The sequence below is a fragment of the Paenibacillus sp. GYB004 genome (genome assembly GCF_036577605.1).
In the GTDB taxonomy this organism is placed as follows: Bacteria; Bacillota; Bacilli; order Paenibacillales; family NBRC-103111; genus Paenibacillus_AB; species Paenibacillus_AB oceani.
The window spans coordinates 305,208-324,995 of sequence record NZ_JARBDB010000011.1; the positions used below are offsets into that span (position 1 = coordinate 305,208).

Consider the following 19,788-nt stretch of genomic DNA (forward strand, 5'->3'; position numbering starts at 1 on the left):
GGTGTCGAGATGCGAAAACGTTGGTTGAAGGGATTCATCATGCTGTGTTCGGCGGGGCTCGCGCTAACCGGCTGCTCAGGCGGCAATGGGACTTCTCCTCCGGAGGCGAAGCCGGATGCTGCGAAACCGGAAGTCGCCAAACCGGAGCCGGTCACGATCAAGATGGCTGCGCACAACTCGGTGATGACCCAGGACGAAATCAAAAAATATATCACCGATCCTGTTGCCAAACAGTATCCGCATATTACGGTGCAGCTCGTCGACATTGCGGAAAAAGGGAAAACGCTCCCGGAGCTTGTTGCGGCGAAAGACATCCCGGACATCTATGCCAATTTTCCGCTTAATCTGAACGATTACGTCCAGCTCGGACTCGCCTACAATATGGATGAAATGATCAAGAAATACAAGCTCGATCTGAACCGGATTCAGCCCGAATTCGTCGAATCGATCAAAATTGGCAGCAGCCTCGACTATTTGACAGGTTTGCCGATGTTCAACCAGTCGTTTGCGTTGTTTTACAATAAGGATCTGTTCGGACGAATGGCAACGCCGTTTCCGAAGGACGGCATGACCTGGGAGCAGGTGCGCGATATCGCCGTCAAAATGACGAGAAGCGAAGGCGGTGTCCAATATTGGGGGCTGTGGCCGGACGGCGTATATCGCGGAGCGTATCAGGTGAGCTTGCCGTGGGCTGACTTTAACGCCAATAAGCCCGTGTTCCAGACACAGGGATGGAAAGATTTGTTCGCGATGTGGTACGACTTATACAAAATTCCGGGTTACGCGCCGAAAGGCACGAACTATACGAAGGAATTCAATGAAGGCCGGCTTGCGATAATGAGCGGTTCGACGTCGACGCTGAAAAACATGCTAACCGTGAAAGATCTGAACTGGGACGTCGTCACGTATCCGCAAAATCCGAAAGCTCCGGGCGTCGGGCAGCGGGTCGATTCGTTCACGCTGGCGATAACCGCCCAAAGCAAACAAAAGGATGCCGCATTCCAGGTCATCTCCGTCATCTTGTCGGATGAAGTGCAGCGGCTTATGTCGCGGGACGGCCGGTTGTCGGTGTTGAAGAATACCTCGATCCAGAACGATTTCGGCGGCAACGTGCCCGGTTACCAGTCGAAAAACGTCGTGGCGTTTACGAAGCCGAAGCTGGCCATTTTGCAAACCTTCAAAAATTTGCCGGCCGCGACGATTATTAACCAATCGTTCGATTCGATGCTATACGAAGGGAAAGACGTAAATACGGCTCTGCGCGAAGCCGACGAGAAGATGAGTCAGGCGATCCAGCAGCAGTTGAGCAAGTAAGCGGGGCGGGATACGCCAAGGTTAGAGACGGAGGCTGCCGGTAAAGATCGGCGGCCTTTAGAGTTTATTGGCATATATGTCGGCATTAGGGAATACAATTGGCGTTTTACTGGCAAAAGTGCTGGATGTCTCACATTCCGCAACTTTGACTATGTGTAGCGAATGGACTTTTTGGGGCAACCGCCATTCAATGCGTTTTGATGAAATAGCCGTTTATGGGAATAAATGAGACGATTCCGCCATTGTTTCCGCTGCAGAATGTATTAAGATGGAGTCAGGATCAGCGATTGGTTGGAAAAAAAGGAGGAGACGTTTTGAATCCGAGCAAAAGCGATCGAGAACATGTGACATTAAAGCAAGGATGGGCACAGACCGATATTACCCCTCTGCAGCCGGTTTTCATTGCCGGGCAGTTTCATGCGAGGCTGTCCGAAGGCGTCATGGACCCGCTGACCGCGACCGTCTGGGCGGTGCAAACCGGCGAAGAGCATGTAGTCTTCGCGAGCTGCGATCTGATCGCGATTCCCGACGACATGCGAGATGCGGTAAGACGCTCGCTTGAGCTGCGCCGGCCGGCCGGTCTCAACCCTCGCAACGTTATTCTGAATGCCACGCATACGCATACCGGGCCGGAGGTGAGGGTTCCGGCACCATCGCCTGGCGGTCATGCTTCAAGCGAAGTAGCCGGAATGCCGATTCTTGAAGCGATGCCGGTTCAGGCCTATATGGATTTTGCCGTCGAACGGATTGCCGATGCCGTTTGCAAGGCTTGGTCGAACCTCGAGCCTGGTGCTGTCGCCTATGGATGGGGGAATGCGGTTATAAGTCATAACCGGCGCTGGGTGAACGATTCGGGTCAGGCGACGATGTACGACTTGCCGCTTTCTCCGGAAAGTCGTTTTCGCCATATGGAGGGCAGCGAAGATCACAGCTTGAACGTGATCGCGGCGTACGGCCCGGAAGGGGATTTGCGCGGCTTAGTTGTAAACGTGCCATGCCCGTCCCAAAAAAGCGAGCATTTATTTGTCATCAGCGCGGATTGGTGGCATGAAACACGGCAGTTGCTGCGGCAAAAATATGGACTAGGGCTGTTCGTTCTACCCCAGTGCAGCGCCGCGGGCGACTTATCACCGCATCCGTTGCTTGACCGTGAACCATACGAACGGATGCTGCGACTCAAAAATCGGACGGCACGTGAAGAGATCGCCTCCCGGCTCGTCAGCGCGATTGACGATATCGTACCGTGTATACGCGACACTCGCCGGAGCGATATGGCCGTGAAGCTGCGATCGCTGCAGTTGGAACTGCCGGTCAATCGACTGACTGAACGGGATGCGCAACACGCCGAGCAAGAGGCGAACCGATGGTTGGATGTACTCGGGGATGAACGGCGCAAGCTGGAGGAGCGGCCTGAGCTGCGTACCAAGGAGCGCTGGTATGTAGCGGTGAGCAAAGCGTACCGGATTGCCGAATGGCACATGAACGTGTTGCGGCGTTACGAACGCCAAAAGAGAAGCCCAACGCTGTCCGCAGAAATCAACGTAGTACAGTTGGGAGAAGTTGCTCTTATCACCGTTCCCTATGAGCTATATATGGATTTTGGTAGTCAGATGAAAGTTCGCAGCAAGGCTAAGCAGACATTAATCGTCCAATTGGCGGGAGCAGGTACATATTTGCCTAGCCCGAGGTCTCTTGCCGGCGGCGGATACGGTTCTGTTCCGGCGAGCAACCCGATCGGTTCGGAAGGAGGTCAAGCTATCGCAGATCTCGTTACAGAACAACTTGTACGGCTTATGGGAGATTGAAGCATAGGTCAGGGATTCTTTTTCCATCCTGTTTTCCCTCAGTTGGACGGTGGGGCCGTTGAACCTGTCGGCTTGAGGATAGGCAGCAAGAAACCGGCTGTACGAGCCTGATCCGGGAAATCCAAACCATGCGGGCCAAACCAAAACCGTTAATGGCAGCGGTTACGGAAGGCGCAAGCATACGGAGGAAGTGTATATTGGTGGAGGATATGCTGAATAAATTGGAAATACGCTCACTTGGCGATTGTACAATTCGCGAGATTACCGAACAATGGAATACCGGCTTCCGACAATATTTGGGGAGCGACTCTATCGGCATGTCGATCGTCCAGACAACCGGGAGACTTGGACGATTGAATATACATCCCGAATTGTCGGTTGCCGCCTTTGTCGAAGGAGTGCCGGCCGGATTCGTCATGATCGGCCTGGTCGAGGCGAACGGCCGGAAGCTCGCCTGGAACGGCGGCACGGGAGTAAATCCGTCCTTCCGCGGACATTCGCTGAGCAAGCTGCTGCTGCGGGAGGCGATTCGCAGAACACAATCGGCGGGCGCACGTTCGCTGTCGTTGGAGACGCGCATCGAGAATGAGCGTGCTATCCGCTCCTATATGAGCTGTGGCTTCGAGATTCGAGATCAGGTACATGTTATGCGGAAGGAGGGGGGATTCGCAGACATTCCCTTCGCGCGATCCCGCAGTTCCGATTACCGGACCGTTCCGGTTGCGCCGTGCCGGCTGGGCCTGCTTCCCTTTTATCCGCTTGCGAAAAATTCTTGGACGGTCGAATGGTTTATGACGGAGGACAGCGAAGCGATCATCGCCCTGGACCATTACGGGGAGGCGGCAGGATATGCTATATTCAAAAGGAGTCTGGACAGTACCGGCAGGCTGGACAGCATTCAGTTGACGCAATGCGAGGCGGATCCGCAGCGCGGCGACGGACGCGATGTTATTCGTTTCATGCTTGCCGATATTTTCTCGCCGCTTACGGAACTGTCTTTTCGCAGCTTTCACTATTTGCGGGAGAGCAATGGGGAAGCGCTGGCGGCTTTGCATGAAGCGGGATTTATAACTGTATACAGCGAGCATTTGATGACGCTGGATTTTGAGCGGCATCCGGATGCTTAAACCAAGTTCTGCGAATGCATTATTCATGCATTCGTATATTTACAATAATTATTATATATAATAAATTATATATTACATAATACAATTTATTGGAATTTAAATCGAGAAATACAGCACGGATCAGATCCAATCCAGGATTTTTCAGAGCAAGCCAGACAATAACGTAGGGGGGATTTTCACTTCAGTGTCGAGCTGGGAATACCTGACGAAATGCTGTTCAGCTGTACAATGCAAGCGAAAGCAGCTTTGAAGCACAGATGAGTTTCTTAACCTATTATTAACTTGGGGGTTATCTCATGAATCGGGCATTGGCTTCGTTGCTTCTCGGAACAACTGTAATCGCTTTCGCAGGCTGCGCCAAAGGCGGAGAGACGGAAATCCTTGCAATTGAAGAAAAACCTCTAACTCCTGTAACCATTCGATTTCACCAGCATGGAGGCTACTTCACGGAACAAGATTTCGATGAGCTGATCGTACAGCCGGTTAAGAAAAAATACCCGCATATTACCGCTGAAATGGACAAATCGACTGTAGATTTGACGGAGCATCTGGCCAAGGGAGATACAACGATTGATTTTCTCGTTACGTATCACGGTCAGTTGACCAGTTATTTGGATATGGGCGTCTATCTCGATATCGCCCCGCTGGCTAAGCAGTACAAATTCGATTTGAGCCGTTTCGAACCGGGAGCACTAGATGCAATAACCGCAATACCCGACAATAAAGAGCTGATCGCCCTTCCGTATGCCAACAACCTTAACGCCCTTTACTACAATAAAGATTTATTCGATAAATTTGGCGTTCCTTATCCGAAAGACGGGATGTTCTGGGAGGATGCGATTGAGTTGGCCAAAAAAGTAACCAGGATGGAGGATTCGATCCAGTACCGCGGTCTCGATTCGGACGGACTCGGCCGTTATTTGTTTCCGCTCTCCCTTAACCATATCAATGCGAAAACAGATGAAGTGATCGTTAACAGCGATCCATACAAAAGGGTGATGGAGATCGGCCGGCAAATCTATACGATACCCGGAAACGAATACAACGAAGCAGGCGACACGATCACTCGTTTTTTGAAAGACCGCAACATAGCGATGCTGGCTACAATTAATCTGTTTTTGCGCTTAAGGGAAGTTCCGGATCTGAACTGGGATGTCGCGCAATATCCCAGCTACAAGGAGAGACCGAACACATACGGACAGTATGACCTCCATATTGTAGCTCCGATGGCTTATAGCAAGAAAAGGGAGGATCAGATGCGTGTTATGGAAGTGCTGTTTTCGGATGAAGTGCAAATGACAATGTCGCGGAAGTCGGCTAAACAACCGGTCATGAAAGACCCGAAGTTTAAACAAATGTTTGCGCAAGATTTGCCCGAATTAAAGGGGAAAAACATCGCCGGCGTATTCAAAAGCAACTCCGCGCCTGCACCGGTCAACTCGATTTATTATTACAAGGCGAGCAAGTTCGTTTCTGACGAATTTGTGAACGTCGTATCGAATAACAAAGATATTAATTCCTCTTTGCGGGATGCGGAGGAACAAATTAAGCTGCTCATTAAGACGGAAAAAGGCAAGTGATGGACGATTAGAATGCGCAGAAGCGAAACGGATCGGAGGGACTGCAGAGTGGTTGAAATCGGAAATCGGAGAGTGAAATTAGGTATTGTCGGTCTGGGCGTTCGGGGAAGAGGGCTTCTCGACACACTACTTGCTATGGAAGATGTTGATGTACCGGCATTATGCGATCTGAACGATGATAAGCTGCAGTTGGGGCTTAATCAGGTTGAGGCAGCCGGCAGGGCCAAAGCGGAGGGGTATACAGATTACAATGAACTGCTTGGCCGAGAAGATATTGAAGGGGTCATTATTTCGACTTCCTGGACCAGCCATCTTGAAATTGCGATAGCGTCGATGAAAGCCGGCAAATATGCCGGAAGCGAAGTTGGAGCAGTCGCATCGCTGGAAGAATGCTGGGAGTTGGTGCGCACATCGGAGCAGACCGGAGTCCCATGTATGCTGCTGGAAAACTGCAACTATGGCCGTGAGGAACTGGCTGTATTGAACATGGTGAAGAAAGGTCTGTTCGGCGAGCTCATTCACTGTCAGTGCGGCTATGAACACGATCTGCGAAAGGGACTCGCGATGGATATCAACAAGCTGCATTACCGGATTCATCACTATTTGAAGCGAAATGGAGATAATTATCCGACGCACGGGCTGGGACCGGCGGCGAAATGTTTGAACATTAACCGGGGCAATCAGTTTTTGACCCTCACCTCCATGTCGTCCAAAGCAAGGGGGCTCCGTGAATGGGTTTTGAACAATCTTGGCGGAGATCACCCGATGACTCGCGTTGATGTCGCTCAAGGAGATATCGTCAACACAATTATAAAATGCGCAGGCGGCGAAACGATATTATTGACGTTGGATACGACGCTTCCTCGCCCGTATTCAAGGGCGGGAAGAGTGCAGGGGACGAAAGGAATATGGATGGAGATCAACAATTCCATTCATATCGAAGGAAGAAGTCCTGGGCATGCCTGGGAACCGTTTGATTCATACCGGGAGGAATATGAACATCCTCTCTGGAAACAATTTCTCGATATGGGTGTGCGCGGCGGACATGGCGGTATGGATTATTTATGTCTGAGAGCTTTTATCGACAGCATTGCGAAACAAATTACGACGCCAATCGATGTCTATGATACGGCCGCGTGGTCGGCAGTTTCGATATTGTCGGAACAGTCCGTTTCAATGGGAGGGCAGCCGGTTCCTTTCCCCGATTTTACGAAGGGCAAATGGATCAGTCGTGAACCTGGGCCGGCCAGTCCGTATTCGTTGGAGTAAACCTATATGATGAAAAGTAATGGTTGATTGTTCAATTCCAGTCCGAGACTCGTCTGTGGTCCGTTCTCCTAAAGAGACGGACAGTTTTTTATCCAGCTATATTCAAGCGCGATGGCGCTGTATATCGACGCTGGCGCAAATGGTGGCGAGAGGCAGCAACCAGATCGCGCTGACGTTCTCTGCGGGGACGAACTCTTCCGTCGTACGGATAGCCGACTGGCAGGCGATTCAGTTCGACCGGCTGGAGGACGCACAGGTCTATCATAACGGCTTGCTCTGTTTAGCCGATTAAGGGACCTATGAAAGAGAGAATAGGGGCTACTGCCTTTCAGTTATTAGGGGGAGGAAGTGATCGCTCACACGATAGTTCAATAAAACAGCAGCAGTCCAGGACTTATTTTCTCGTCCATGGCTGCTGCTTCGTTTTTTGGTCAGTCTACTACTTATTTTTCGGAAGGTGATGGTTTGTTAATCGGAAAATCGCACGGATGCAATACATCCAGTCTAGTACTTTATTTTCTCTAGACAGATGGAATGAAATTTTGGACCGCAATATGGTACGATGAAAGGGAACTGATATGACTTTATTTTGACTAAAAGGAATGAGACCAATGAAATTTACGTTAACTTCAACATCGGCTGCGAAAGTGACGGTATATGTGGTAAGCAAAGGAAATTTGCCGGTTAAGCAATTGGGCGGTTACGAGCTGAAGGAGTATGCGGGTGACAAAGGCGCAGTGACGTGGCTGTATGGGCGCGAGTCCGAATCGCATAAACTGCTGGTTGGGCTAGGAGATGAAACGAAGATCGGCCTCGACCAAATCCGCGCTGCAGCAGGCTTTGCGGGTCGCGCGGTCGAGAAGGAGCAGGCGGCATCGGCGGCGATCGATTTCAGCATGCTTTCAGGTGTGATCGGCAGCAAGATCAGCGAGGCGGAAGCTGCATCCGCCTGGGTAGAGGGCTGGCTGCTGGGGACATACGCGTTCGATAAATACAAGTCGAAGAAAAAACAGAGCCGTACCGAAAACGTCGAGCTACTGCTGACGGCTTCGAGGGAGATGGAAGAGGCGCTGCGTCTTGGCGAGATACGTGCTGAAGGTACGAAGCTTGCCCGAGACCTCGGCAACGAGCCCCCAAACTTCCTTCGCCCCGGAGATGTGGTAGAACGAGTAATCGAGCGTTTTAAGGATACGCCGGTGCAAGTGGAAGTATTTATGGGAGAGCAGCTTGAAGAGCATCAAATGAACGGTTTGATCGCCGTAGGCAAAGGCAGCAAATACCCGCCTGCGCTTATCGAGATGCGTTATTGCACCGACCCTTCGAAGCCGCTTATCGCGCTCGTCGGCAAGGGCATCACGTTCGATACCGGCGGGATTAGCCTAAAATCGGGCCGCAATCTAAGCGACATGCGCATCGACATGGGTGGATCGGCTGCAGTGATCGGCGCGCTGGACATTATTGTAAGCAGCCGACTGCAGGCGAACGTCGTAGTGCTCGTAGCGACTGCGGAGAACATGCCGGATGGCGCGTCCATGCTGCCAGGAGAGGTGATCCGCTATGCTAACGGGCTGACGGTTCAAGTAGGCAATACGGACGCGGAAGGGAGGCTCGTGCTCGCGGATGCCTTGATTCGCGCATGCAAGCTCGGCGCCGAGCAAATCGTCGATATCGCTACGTTGACGGGAGCATGCGTTTCCGCACTCGGCAATAAAATGGCAGGCGTTTGGGGGACTGACGATATGGCCGAAGTTTTGCAGAAGCTCGGCTTGAGAAGCGGCGAACGCGTATGGCCGATGCCGCTGGAGGACGAATACGACGATCTACTGAAGAGCCAGTACGCGGATCTCTGCAACATTACCGGCGTCGCATATGCCGGCGCGATTACGGCTGCATTGTTCCTCCAACGGTTTGTCGAGGCCGGAACAAAATGGGCGCACATCGACATGGCCGGACCGATGGATGCCGGCTCCACTAGCGGCTACGTCGTGGAAGGTCCGACGGGCTACGGAGCGCGTCTTCTGGCCGATTTTGTCGTCGAGCGGTCGAAATAAATTCCGGGCGGATGATTGCCGCCCAATAAGCGAGGCTATCTTTCACGCGAAATCTCCGTGTGGATAGATAGGAACCGCCCGCAGAACAAACCTGGTCTCTACGCAGTGAATTGCGAGCTAAAACTCTTAAAAAGAAGTGTTGGTACAATCTAAGATAAAGTTACGATTTTGCATAAGCGAGGAAAGGGTGTGCTGGACGTTAGTATGGGGTTTCAATGCCAAGTGCCGATTTTGCCAGTATTAAGTATGGATGATTCTCTTGCATTTTACAGGGATACACTCGGTTTTGATGTGGCATGGGTATGGAATGACAATGGCTATGCAGCTGTCAAATGCGGCGGCGTTGAATTTCATTTAGATGTACAAGAATCATTTACGACATATCGGGCACACTCCTACCTATTTGTTGAGGATGTAGAAGAAATTTATGCTGTGTACAAAAGCAAGGGTGTAGACATTGTACAGGAAATCGAACAAAAGCCGTGGGGAGTAAAAGAATTTACCATTCGCGAGCTTAATGGCCATAGGTTTAGAATTGCACAACAAGTATGACGTTCACCCGATTAGCTGGGATAAGCGCACTAAAATCCAAAAGAAACCATCCAGACGGTCCTTGATGTGTTGCAAATCTCTAGTCCCCGTAATCCCGTATGGCAAAGGCAGCTCTTATTGAGGCTGCCTTTGCCTTTTTTTTGAGCAGGATAACCGGTCCTTTTGGTGGAATATGTTGGGAGGTTGAAATACACTGCTCAATCCGCAGGAGGAGGTTGTTTTATTGAAATTAAACCAAATCGTTTTAAATGAAATGAACAAACAATTAACACGAATAGAAGCCTGTTTAGACCTTTTGTCAGATGAACAAATATGGCACAGATTGAAACCGAACATGAATAGCATCGGCAACTTATGTATGCATTTGGCGGGAAACGAGTATCAACATTTTGTAAGCGGTGTGGGGAAAGAGGCATTTCATCGAACCCGATCAGCCGAGTTTACTATAAACGACGGATTATCCGGAGAAAAATTAATCAAATTGCTTAAAGATGTGAGACAACAGTCTTCCGGCATACTGGAGAACATTACGGAAAGCGATCTGGATACAAGTATCACCATACATTTTTCGATTGAGGATTGGAATAAAATGGTGGTTCGTCCCCATATCGAAACGGAATCCAATTATTCGAGGGATCTGGAGACGATGCTGGTTCAAGTATGCGAGCATTATAGTTATCATGCTGGACAAATTGTAATTCTGACCAAATTATTAATAGATGCAAAGGACAATTTAACAGGAACCTACCACTAACAAAATAGGGTAAGGAGTGTGCCAGTGGAAAATCTGATACTAGAGTTTTACCGACGGGAGAGGGATCAAGCTGCGATCAGAGCCATGTTGAGGGGAAACGAACAGTTTGACGAAATGTTTCAAAATAACGAAAAAATTTTCTCGGACGGAATTATTGTCGCTCGATACAGCGGCGTAACAGCAGGTTTCCTTTCGTTCGGTGCTTTTAAGAGAGCAACTATGACGACGATATTTGTACACGAGGAATACAGAAGAAGGGGGATTGGGACCGCATTAATTGCGAAGGCGGGTCAATTGCTTTCCCAAAACGAGGCCGTAGAACGCTCGATGGGCACATGTATGGAGGGCGACCGTTCTTCTCTGCAATTTTTGTATAAAAACGGTTATTATATCAGCTATTCCTCATACATGATGGAGCGTAAAGACGAGCCTCTTCCAGAAAGTAAGATTTCGGTCAGACCGTATGAAGATGATGATTATGTACCCTGTCATCAAATATGGGAGCTGGCCTTTTACCATATGCATGAAAAAGCGGGTATTCTTCCGTCCTATTATTATCCCCCTAATGATAGGGAGAGGAAGAGATTTATAGACGACAGAAACAATCGGTTCGTGATGCAGATCGACGGTGATATCGTGGCCGTCGGCGTTATTAACGGCAATGAATTAAGTCATGTATCCGTTCGTCCAGATCTCCAATCACGAGGATACGGCAGAGCGTTTGTTTCATTTCTAGTAAATGAAATGATGCGCCGGGGCGAAGAAAATGTGAAGCTTTGGGTTGTCGAAGGGAATTCCGCTAAAAAATTGTATGAGAGTCTTGGCTTCAAAGAAAAGTCATTATACCACTGGCTGACCAAATATTATAAGCCGGATACCCGATTGAGCAGACCGCCAAGCATGGATATATGCTAGGACGACTCGTTCGTAGTGCCAATCATCAACCTACGCCGCGCCGGGACTGTATAAATCACTCATTCATTCAAAGTATAATTTAACAGGTGAAATTGTTGTCATTTAATCTAACTGAAGGAGTTGTTTCTGTGGAACATTCCGTTCATTTAAAAAACGATCAGGAACTTAACGCGATTAAAGGAGAAGTAAAAGGCGTAGTAACTATTTATATCAAAGTAAGCGATGTTGCTCGTTCCGTTCATTTCTACAGAACTTATTTGGGCTGTGATGTCACTATCGAAAATCAAGGTTATGCTTGTTTAAGGCTACCATGGGGGCCTCAATTAGAGTTAGTTAGAACGGAGAGTAGTCCCAATACCGACGAAATTCGTTTTGCTATATATGTTCCTAATATCGAGAAGTATCGTGCTTTATTAATGGATATGGATAACGAAGTAAAGGTCGATGAAATCTTCGATCAAGGTGGATGCGGACTCCTATTTAATCTATATGATCCCGATCACAATAAAATCGAAGTTTGGAGCGGTTACAAAGGAGAGGGGGAAAATGAGGTAGATAGATGGATCAAGTCACAACAATATGAATAGTCGAGTTATGAAAACCTTTATTGAAACAGAAGTGCCGCAGCGGACTAAGCTATAACCTTAGTATCCGCTGCGGCATTTTTGCAGAGAATGAACGCTTCCCAATACTAGTAACAATCTCGATGTTTTCTTCCGAACCTCTGCCTAAATGATGTCCAACCCGCCATTGTACAACCCTCCATTGAAAATAAGTTACTGTAGTTTATGATAGCTTGGGTACGGGCGAGTCATCTATTCAGCTATTGAATCGGATTCTCAATAATTGCGCGTACGGAAAATTTGTTGCGGTAATCCAGCGGAGAAATCCCCACGGCGGATTTGAAAAGACGATAGAAGGAAGGGATGCTCTGAAAGCCGCTTTCAAAACAAACGTCTGCGGCGCTTAGGCTCGAACTGATCAGCAGTCGCTTCGCTTCGTTAATTCGCAGTTGCAGCAAGTAATCTTTAAAGCTACGGCCAAGTTCTTCTTGAAACAGATGGCTGGCTCTGGAGGGACTGATCAGGAGAGCATTCGCAATGTCCGGCAACTCGAGCGGTTCCCGGAAACGGTCTTCAAGGATGGCCAAAGCCGGCCGCAGCCGGCGGAATGTATCGTTCATCCGTTTCCATTCGAGCTTCGATACACGGGTTGAATAATGGCGCAGCAGCAGCACACATAGCTCCAGCAAGGCGCTTTTGGCCATGCTTAAATAGCCGTCCTGTTTGGCGTCGAGTTCATGCCACATTTTCTCAATTAATGCCCTGAGCGGTGCAGATAGGGGAGAAGCTGACGTAATGCGATTGTCGAAATGATCGGAGCTATAGGCGAATGGAAGCAGCAACGATTCTTCTTCATCGAATAACAAACGCGGATCGAAATTGATAAAAATAAATGTGCTGGGATTACTTTCATCCGATTGGGCAATATGAAGTTCCCTATTATTTACAATAAAAACATCGCCGACTGCGACCCGGTACCGCTTCTCGCCGAAATAAAAAATGCCGCTGCCGGAAACGCAGAGGCCGATCTCCAAGCTCGAATGATAATGAAACGGCTCCAACTTTCGGCTCGGCGTCCAGCGGAAGGCATTGATCGGAATATGGTTCTCGTAAGTAATATTCAGCCTCATTAGGAACCTCGAATAAAGTATTTTTACCTGGGGCATACAAGATGGATCAAGTGTCAGCTGTCAGGGATAGTGCGGGCCATGACCGTTCGCATCCTAACGCCCTTGCTGCTGGTATTGGCGAGGGGAGCAGCCGTACTTGTTTCTGAACACGCGCTCGAAATGGGTCAAGGTGCGGAAGCCGGAAGCGTAGCAAATATCGGTTACCGGCCGGTCCGAAGCAAGCAGCAGAACGACCGGTTAAGCTCCATATACTGCTCATTCAACAGCCGCCTTGGCTGAGTGCCGCTCTCCCGCTTCATCGGATCATTCCTTTCTTTTAACAGGCGTCTATACGTTCTCGAAATGGCTTCCTGCTACATCCCGACCTCGGGCAAGCCATACCTTGTGATTCTCATTGCGCTCCGGAATGACGCGCGTTTCCGTAGAGAAATAACGCATCGTATAGCCGCATCTGCGGTACTGGCTCGTATTGGCCTTTGCGCCGTGGATGATCCGGCTGTCGTGCAGCGAACATTCGCCCCGTTCCAGTTCAAAGTAGACCGCTTGCGAGTCGTCGATATTTTTGATCTGCGACCGAAACAAGTTTTTGCTCGAATCCACTTTCTCATATTCGGAAAACCCGTTGTTGTGAGTGCCGGGGATGACGCGCATGCAGCCGTTTTCTTGATTGCTGCGATCAATCGCCAGCCAAACCGTGACGATTTTATCGAAGCTGCTCACGCGTCCTTTCCAGTAGGCGGAGTCTTCGTGCCATGGAGTTGCGCGTCCCACCACCGGTTCTTTGCTGATGAAATGGCTCGACCACAAGCCGATGTTCGGGCCGATGATCGGTTCTACCAGATCCAGCACCTCGTCCGCCAGCAAAAACTCCAGCAGCCGTTCGTCACGGAAGTGGGGGGTATCCAGCTCATCCGACAGTTTTGCACCTTTCAGCTCCAGATGCTCTTCGAAAATGTTCGTCAACTGATTCAACTTTTGTTCAGAAAAAAGCGGCTTTTTGTAAAGAAAATAGCCGTTTTGATTATAATAGGCCGCATCCTCCGGAGTTAGCAAGCTTTCTTTTTGCTGCATGAACAACGCCTCCACCAATCGATTATAGATACAACACTACTGTAGCAAATCGGGTGAGGCAGACGCTCATCTTTCCATCCGGAAAAGTTAGCGTATCTTCAGATATGTTCGACAGGTAGCAGCTATACGTTCAGATCAGATAGAAGTTGTAAAGTTGATAAAGAAAGACATACCGGAAAATCCCTACTACGATATACTTATAGGGAATAGGAGGAGCCCCATGATGGATCCGGTTCATAAAAACCAAAACTCTGATGGATACAAACCTGCTGTTATCCCCAATGCATTTAAAGTCATTCATGGCCGCAAGGAGGCAGGATCTATGAAAAGTTTGATTAACCAAGACCGAATCGTGGACAGGCGGGCGGAAAGCAGGCTTGAAAAGCGAATAGGATCGATGTTTATCCGCGTTTCGGACATGAAAAAAGCGGTGGAATGGTACAGCCGTGTGTTTGATCTGCCCTATAACAATGATTACTTAGAGGACCGTCTGTCTACGGTATATACGCTGCATCTCGACGAAACAGAGGTTTTGCTGGATTCAAACGGTGAAGCCGCACCCAGCCCCCAACCTCTGATGTTTATTCGAACAGACGATATTCGTTCGACGCTTCAGTTTTTTAAGGACAACGACATAAAAATACATAAAGAGGTGCTTGAAAATAACATTATCATTTTCGAAGACCCTGATGGAAACCGGCTGATGGCGATTCAAATGTAGCTTATTGGAGCTCAAAAACGCAAGCAAAAAGGCCAATGATAACTCCATAGAAGGTAAAACGAGGCTGCCGGGATGAACCGGCGGCCTTGTTGAACGGAGGGAATGTACATGTCGGACGCACCAAAGGGATTCGAAGGCGAGCGGATGCGCCGACTCTCCCGAAGATGGCTTGGAGCATGACGATTGCCGACGTAGCCGCTCAGATGGTTGATGCGGAAAGCTATTGCCAAGCTCATTGAGCAATGGGGACATTTCACCTTGAAAGAGATGGGACCGCTTGTTTGGAGAAAGTGACAGGACGGGATAGATGGAAGTGTATGCGATCGATGCCAGTGGACATGTATTCGCACCTAAGACGGCTACGATCGTTAGCCGTATAAGAGTAAAGCTTAAAGAAAAACCGCCTGATTATGCACCGTACCGAGCGTTGGACTTGATCTAACCTTGGCGCTGCAGTTCAATAGGCGGTTTTTTCTATTGATCGAAGTAAGCGGTTGCATATGCGAGCGAAAGTTGGCGGTGCCGGTTATCGGATGTGAATGCTTTTCTCCAAACGGGCGACGATCGAACGGGCATATTCCGACGGTGTGATGCCCGCTATTTTTTTGAACTGTCTGGAAAATCCGTGAACGCTTGCATAGCCGAGATATTCGGCGATTTCCGTGAAATTCAGCTGATCGTCCGCTATCATGCTTTTCGCCTTCTCGATTTTCAGACGCTTCCAATACTCCATAACTCCGCTGCCCGTTTGCGCTTTGAACATCGTTTTCAGCTGCGTCCGGCCGATTGCAAACTCGCTGCATATCGCCTCCATCGATAAGTCGCTCGCTGCGATGTGGCATTGCAAATAATCGATCAGTCGCATCGTTTCACGGACTTGTTTGTTTTCCTGGATGACGGATGCGGGTTTCACGCTGTCGCGCCGAGTGGAGCCGCCCCGGATCAATTCGAGCAGAAAAATTTCCAGATAATTAATGATTAGCTGTTCGGTTCCGAATTTTGCTTCTTCCAGACGAATCGGGAATAACATACGGATGGAGTCAACCGGAGGATTAAACGCCTCCTTGCCGATTTGGACCAGCCGGGACAACAAATGCCGCTCTAGCTCCTCCAGTCGGAACGTACGATCGGCGAAGAAGCTCATGCATGGGGCTGCGCATTCGAACGCCAAAATGAGGAGCGTGGGGGTTTCGCCGCTGCGAGTCTTACCGACATGGAACAGATTCGGTTTGTAAAAAATAAGTTCTCCCTGGTTCAGCTCGTATTGTCCGACTTCTGTAAACACTTCGAAGCGCCCTTGATCGATGTAAACGAATTCCCAAAAATCATGCTTTTCTCCGACACCGCGATACCCGTTCTTCAGACGTCGATAATTGAATGTGATAATTTTGTCTATGGACAGCTCCCGTTTCAGCTCGTATCTCGGATATTCCATCGCTTCTCCCGCTTTCCAAGCGCTCCGAACCTTGCATGCGCAGGATGTTATGTATCGTCTATTATAACGCTTTCCGTCCAAATTGGTACATTTATCGACCCGGCGGGTAAATCATTTTTTGCACCCTCGCCCTATAATTTGAGACGAAACGATAAATTTGAGGGGGTAAACCGGATGAAAACAAACAAAACGGTGAACGTAATCGCAATCGCGGCGCTGGCGGCGATGACCGCGGCCTGCGGGGCAGGCAAAACGGGCGGAGACGAAGCGGGTAAGCCTATTGGACAAGCAGCTAAGGAGGAAGCGAAGCCGGTTGAATTGACCTGGTACCACGTACCGACCGACGGGCCTGTCGGCGACGCCTTCATGCAGCAATACGGGGAGCCGATTCAGCGCAAATATCCGAACTATTCGTTTCAAGTGCTCGTCAATAAAGAGCAAAATACGCTCGCGAATATGGTTATGTCGAAGACGAGTCTCGACGTGATGCTGGCGTCGTTCGCCTCGTTGCAGTCGGTCAAGGAGAATGGGCTTCTGAGCGATATGTCCGATCTGGTCAAAAAGCACAATTTTGATCTGAGCCGGATTGAAGCCGAGCCGCTGGAAATGATGCGCAAAATGGAGGAGGGCAAACTGACGTCCTTGCCGCTGTACGACCTTCGGCTCGTTTTATATTACAATAAAGACCTGTTCGATAAATTCGGCGTGCCTTATCCGAAAAACGGGATGACCTGGGGCGAACTGCTTGATGTTGCAAAGCGGATGACCCGTACGGAGGGAGGAGTGAGCTACCGCGGCTTCGTCACACCGCCGCTCACGGTCGTGAACGCCAACCAGCGCTCCTTGAACTACATCGATACCAAGACGAACCGGTCGGCGATTATGACCGAGGATTGGAAATCGCATATGGAAACCTTCATCCCGTTCTATACCGTACCCGGTTACGACGCCACTCCAGAGACGATGAACAGCGCGAATATGATGAATATGTTCTTGAAGGAGCAGACCGCTGCGATGTTCGTGGCTTACAATTCGTTCGCCGCTACGATCAAGCAAAACGTCCCGAACTGGGATGCCGTCAGCCTTCCGGAAATGAGCGACTTGCGCGGGGTGGCTTCTCAGCCTTATCCAGTCGTCCTGTCGATCCCTTCGACGAGCAAACACCGGGATGAAGCCTTTCTGGCCATCGCGCAGCTATTGAGCGACGAAGTGCAGAAGGAACGGGCGGCCAAGCTCGGTTTTCTGGCTCCTCTGAAAAATCCGGCCGTCAAATCCGCCTTCGCGAACGACGTGGTTGACTGGAAAGGGAAAAATATTAGCGCCGTCACAGCCCAAAAATCACCGAGCCCGATTTCTTACAGCAAATATAACGCTCAAGGCGCGGCCGCGATCGCGAGTGCTATGCTTGCGGTCATTACCGGACAAAAAGACGTCAACACCGCACTGCGGGAAGAGGACGAGAAGCTAAACAAAACGATCGAAACCGCTGAAGCGGCAAATAAATAGCAGATGCGATTCGGCGAGCGCTTTGGACAGAGGCTAAGAAGCTGCGGTTGGGTCGGGGCGGATTTTCATTCCACTGCTTGAGGCCGGGCTTGTTTTATGTTTCTGCCGATTGTGCTTACGGAAAGCAGCCAACTAGAGCGGGGCAAATCGTTACAGAAGCTGTGCGTAAATAGGGTAGAGCTGTCGACGTTTTATCGTCAAAATATTCACAAGCTGATGTCGGTGTCTTAAACCGGCATCAGCTTGTTTTTGGACGGCCTTCCAATAATCTATTCATTTTAGATAGTATCTGTTGACCCAGTCTCGCCACCCAACGAGCGGAAATGGGGAATTGTTGTGCGAGGAATTTTTGTGATTACTCTTTACTCAACTCGACGAAGTACGATAGCTATGGCGAGGCTGCTAACTTGGATTGGCAGCTTGGCTACGAACGGGCAGTTATTTTTCAATAGCTCTGTTTTTATACTCCAGACAATGGTAAAATTTATGGGAACATGCGTTTGTCTTTATGTATTTTCCAACGGATAGGGGAATAGGCGTGATTGAAACAGTTGAAAAAGAGCAATATTTGGTTATTGGAAGCAGCCTCGCGATCCATCATCATGTGCAAGCGGCTCCCGTTTGTTTCGTTAAGGAGCTGATGCATACATGATCCAATTGACGAACCGCCAGGCACGGCAATTTCTGTTATTGAAGCACGGGCTGTTGGGCGAATATCAATTTACCGGAAAGCAGGGCGTATTGGATTTTGTGCGGCAGGTCGGCTGTATTCAATACGATCCCATCGATGTTTGCGGAAAAAACGCCGAACTGGTGCTGCAGTCACGAATCGAAGGATTTACCAAGAGCATGCTCGACGAGTTGCTGTATAAAGATAGATTCCTGATCGATTACCCGGACAAGAATCTGGCTATTATCCCTGTCGAGGACTGGCCGTACTTTGAGCGGTACAGGCAGGCTGCAAGGCAACATGCCAAGCGCTATCCCGTAATGGAAACGTTGACAGAGCTAGTACGGGCTCACATCCAAAATCACGGTGCGCTAAGTTCGGATGATCTAAAATTGGATGGAAAATTCGATTTCGCCTGGCAATCGGTCATCCACTGGAGCAGCGGAAACAATTCATCCCGGTCGGTGCTGGAGCAGATGTACTCCACAGGAGAGTTGATTATTCATCACAAAAAAGGAACGCGTAAATATTACGATATCGCCGGGAAGTACATACAGCCCAATCTGTTGAATGCGCCGGAGCCGCTGGAGGGCGAGCTTGAGCATCATCAGTGGCGGGTACTGCGTCGAATCGGCGCTGTCGGCCTTTTATGGAATCGCGCATCCGACGCCTGGCTGAACATATGGGGATTAAAAGCGGAGCAGCGCAACGAAGTTTTTCGCAAGCTGTTGCACGAGGCTCGCATTGTTGCTGTTGCCGTGGAACAAATGAAGGATATACTGTACTGCCGCGCGGAGGATTTACCGCTTATTGAAGCCGTCCTGCAAAACCCGGCACCGAAATGGCGCTGCGAGCTAATTGCCCCACTAGATGATTTCATGTGGGACAGAAAACTGATCAACGAATTATTTGAATTCGATTACACCTGGGAGATTTACACGCCTGCAATCAAACGGAAATTCGGCTATTATGTGCTGCCTCTATTATATGGAGAAAGCTTCATCGGACGAGCCGAGATAATCGCGGAGCGAAAATCCGGGACGCTCGTTGTTAAAAACATCTGGTACGAGAACGGCATAAAGCCAACAAAGCAATTGCGAACAGCCTTAAACAATTGTTTTCAAAATTTTGCGCGATTCAACGGATGCGAGACGATTTCGACAAAGTCTATGAACTGACTTTTTCAGTTCCCTAGTACCGAACGCCTTACCTTCGTGAAATCTACTAGCTGATGGAGCGATTCTGGCTAGCCATAGCCAGCAGCGGCGATGGACTTTGGATACAATTTTGTTTTTAATCTGACGCGCGAGGAGAAGGAAAAAAGC

18 protein-coding genes are annotated in these 19,788 nt (G+C 49.4%); 15 read left to right on the plus strand and 3 right to left on the minus strand.

The features are described from left to right. Positions 1 to 9 precede the first annotated feature (9 nt). The 11 genes from PV433_RS07245 to PV433_RS07295 all read left to right on the plus strand — a co-directional run bounded on the left by PV433_RS07245 (position 10) and on the right by PV433_RS07295 (position 11,954). Positions 10 to 1,314, plus strand: coding sequence for an ABC transporter substrate-binding protein (locus tag PV433_RS07245; RefSeq protein WP_332071512.1), 1,305 nt, complete (start codon positions 10 to 12; stop codon positions 1,312 to 1,314). Positions 1,315 to 1,628: 314 nt separating this feature from the next. Next, a complete protein-coding gene (locus tag PV433_RS07250) occupies positions 1,629 to 3,119 on the plus strand; it encodes a hypothetical protein (protein WP_332071513.1) in 1,491 nt (496 codons plus the stop codon). Between the two features lie 209 nt (positions 3,120 to 3,328). After that, positions 3,329 to 4,246, plus strand: coding sequence for a GNAT family N-acetyltransferase (locus PV433_RS07255; RefSeq protein WP_332071645.1), 918 nt, complete (start codon positions 3,329 to 3,331; stop codon positions 4,244 to 4,246). A gap of 296 nt (positions 4,247 to 4,542) precedes the next feature. Further along, entirely contained in the window at positions 4,543 to 5,826 is a 1,284-nt protein-coding gene (locus PV433_RS07260; protein ID WP_332071514.1) for an ABC transporter substrate-binding protein, read from the plus strand. 48 nt (positions 5,827 to 5,874) lie between these two features. Then, positions 5,875 to 7,095, plus strand: a complete 1,221-nt coding sequence (locus PV433_RS07265; RefSeq protein ID WP_332071515.1) for a Gfo/Idh/MocA family protein — start codon at positions 5,875 to 5,877, stop codon at positions 7,093 to 7,095. A gap of 55 nt (positions 7,096 to 7,150) precedes the next feature. Beyond that, a complete protein-coding gene (locus tag PV433_RS07270) occupies positions 7,151 to 7,387 on the plus strand; it encodes a hypothetical protein (RefSeq protein WP_332071516.1) in 237 nt (78 codons plus the stop codon). A gap of 319 nt (positions 7,388 to 7,706) precedes the next feature. After that, the gene (locus PV433_RS07275; RefSeq protein WP_332071517.1) at positions 7,707 to 9,146 is read left to right on the plus strand and encodes a leucyl aminopeptidase; all 1,440 of its coding nucleotides are present in this window, start codon (positions 7,707 to 7,709) and stop codon (positions 9,144 to 9,146) included. A gap of 189 nt (positions 9,147 to 9,335) precedes the next feature. Beyond that, on the plus strand, positions 9,336 to 9,698 hold the full coding sequence (locus PV433_RS07280) for a bleomycin resistance protein (RefSeq protein WP_332071518.1): 363 nt from the start codon (positions 9,336 to 9,338) through the stop codon (positions 9,696 to 9,698). Positions 9,699 to 9,921: 223 nt separating this feature from the next. After that, on the plus strand, positions 9,922 to 10,452 hold the full coding sequence (locus tag PV433_RS07285; protein ID WP_332071519.1) for a DinB family protein: 531 nt from the start codon (positions 9,922 to 9,924) through the stop codon (positions 10,450 to 10,452). 24 nt (positions 10,453 to 10,476) lie between these two features. After that, complete coding sequence (locus PV433_RS07290; protein WP_332071520.1) at positions 10,477 to 11,367, plus strand: GNAT family N-acetyltransferase; 891 nt, start codon at positions 10,477 to 10,479, stop codon at positions 11,365 to 11,367. A 128-nt stretch (positions 11,368 to 11,495) separates the two neighbouring features. Beyond that, positions 11,496 to 11,954 (plus strand): VOC family protein, encoded by a 459-nt coding sequence (locus tag PV433_RS07295; protein WP_332071521.1) that lies wholly within the window; start codon positions 11,496 to 11,498, stop codon positions 11,952 to 11,954. Between the two features lie 236 nt (positions 11,955 to 12,190). Here PV433_RS07295 and PV433_RS07300 read toward each other — a convergent pair whose 3' ends face one another. Beyond that, positions 12,191 to 13,060, minus strand: coding sequence for an AraC family transcriptional regulator (locus PV433_RS07300; RefSeq protein ID WP_332071522.1), 870 nt, complete (start codon positions 13,058 to 13,060; stop codon positions 12,191 to 12,193). 78 nt (positions 13,061 to 13,138) lie between these two features. On the opposite strand from PV433_RS07300, the gene PV433_RS34040 reads away from it, so the two are divergent. Beyond that, positions 13,139 to 13,339 carry a hypothetical protein gene (locus tag PV433_RS34040; RefSeq protein ID WP_442951485.1) on the plus strand — a complete coding sequence of 67 codons (201 nt, stop codon included), beginning with the start codon at positions 13,139 to 13,141 and terminating at the stop codon, positions 13,337 to 13,339. Positions 13,340 to 13,387: 48 nt separating this feature from the next. On the opposite strand, the gene PV433_RS07310 is transcribed toward PV433_RS34040, so the two are convergent. After that, positions 13,388 to 14,131 carry a phytanoyl-CoA dioxygenase family protein gene (locus tag PV433_RS07310; protein ID WP_332071523.1) on the minus strand — a complete coding sequence of 248 codons (744 nt, stop codon included), beginning with the start codon at positions 14,129 to 14,131 and terminating at the stop codon, positions 13,388 to 13,390. Positions 14,132 to 14,351: 220 nt separating this feature from the next. Between PV433_RS07310 and PV433_RS07315 the strand changes: the two genes are divergently transcribed. After that, entirely contained in the window at positions 14,352 to 14,852 is a 501-nt protein-coding gene (locus tag PV433_RS07315; protein WP_332071524.1) for a VOC family protein, read from the plus strand. A gap of 526 nt (positions 14,853 to 15,378) precedes the next feature. Here the strand turns inward: PV433_RS07315 and PV433_RS07320 are convergent. After that, positions 15,379 to 16,287 (minus strand): AraC family transcriptional regulator, encoded by a 909-nt coding sequence (locus PV433_RS07320; RefSeq protein WP_332071525.1) that lies wholly within the window; start codon positions 16,285 to 16,287, stop codon positions 15,379 to 15,381. Between the two features lie 174 nt (positions 16,288 to 16,461). On the opposite strand from PV433_RS07320, the gene PV433_RS07325 reads away from it, so the two are divergent. Both PV433_RS07325 and PV433_RS07330 read left to right on the plus strand, forming a co-directional pair. Beyond that, entirely contained in the window at positions 16,462 to 17,793 is a 1,332-nt protein-coding gene (locus tag PV433_RS07325; RefSeq protein ID WP_332071526.1) for an ABC transporter substrate-binding protein, read from the plus strand. Between the two features lie 648 nt (positions 17,794 to 18,441). After that, positions 18,442 to 19,641 (plus strand): winged helix-turn-helix domain-containing protein, encoded by a 1,200-nt coding sequence (locus tag PV433_RS07330; protein WP_332071527.1) that lies wholly within the window; start codon positions 18,442 to 18,444, stop codon positions 19,639 to 19,641. The last annotated feature ends 147 nt before the right edge of the window (positions 19,642 to 19,788 follow it).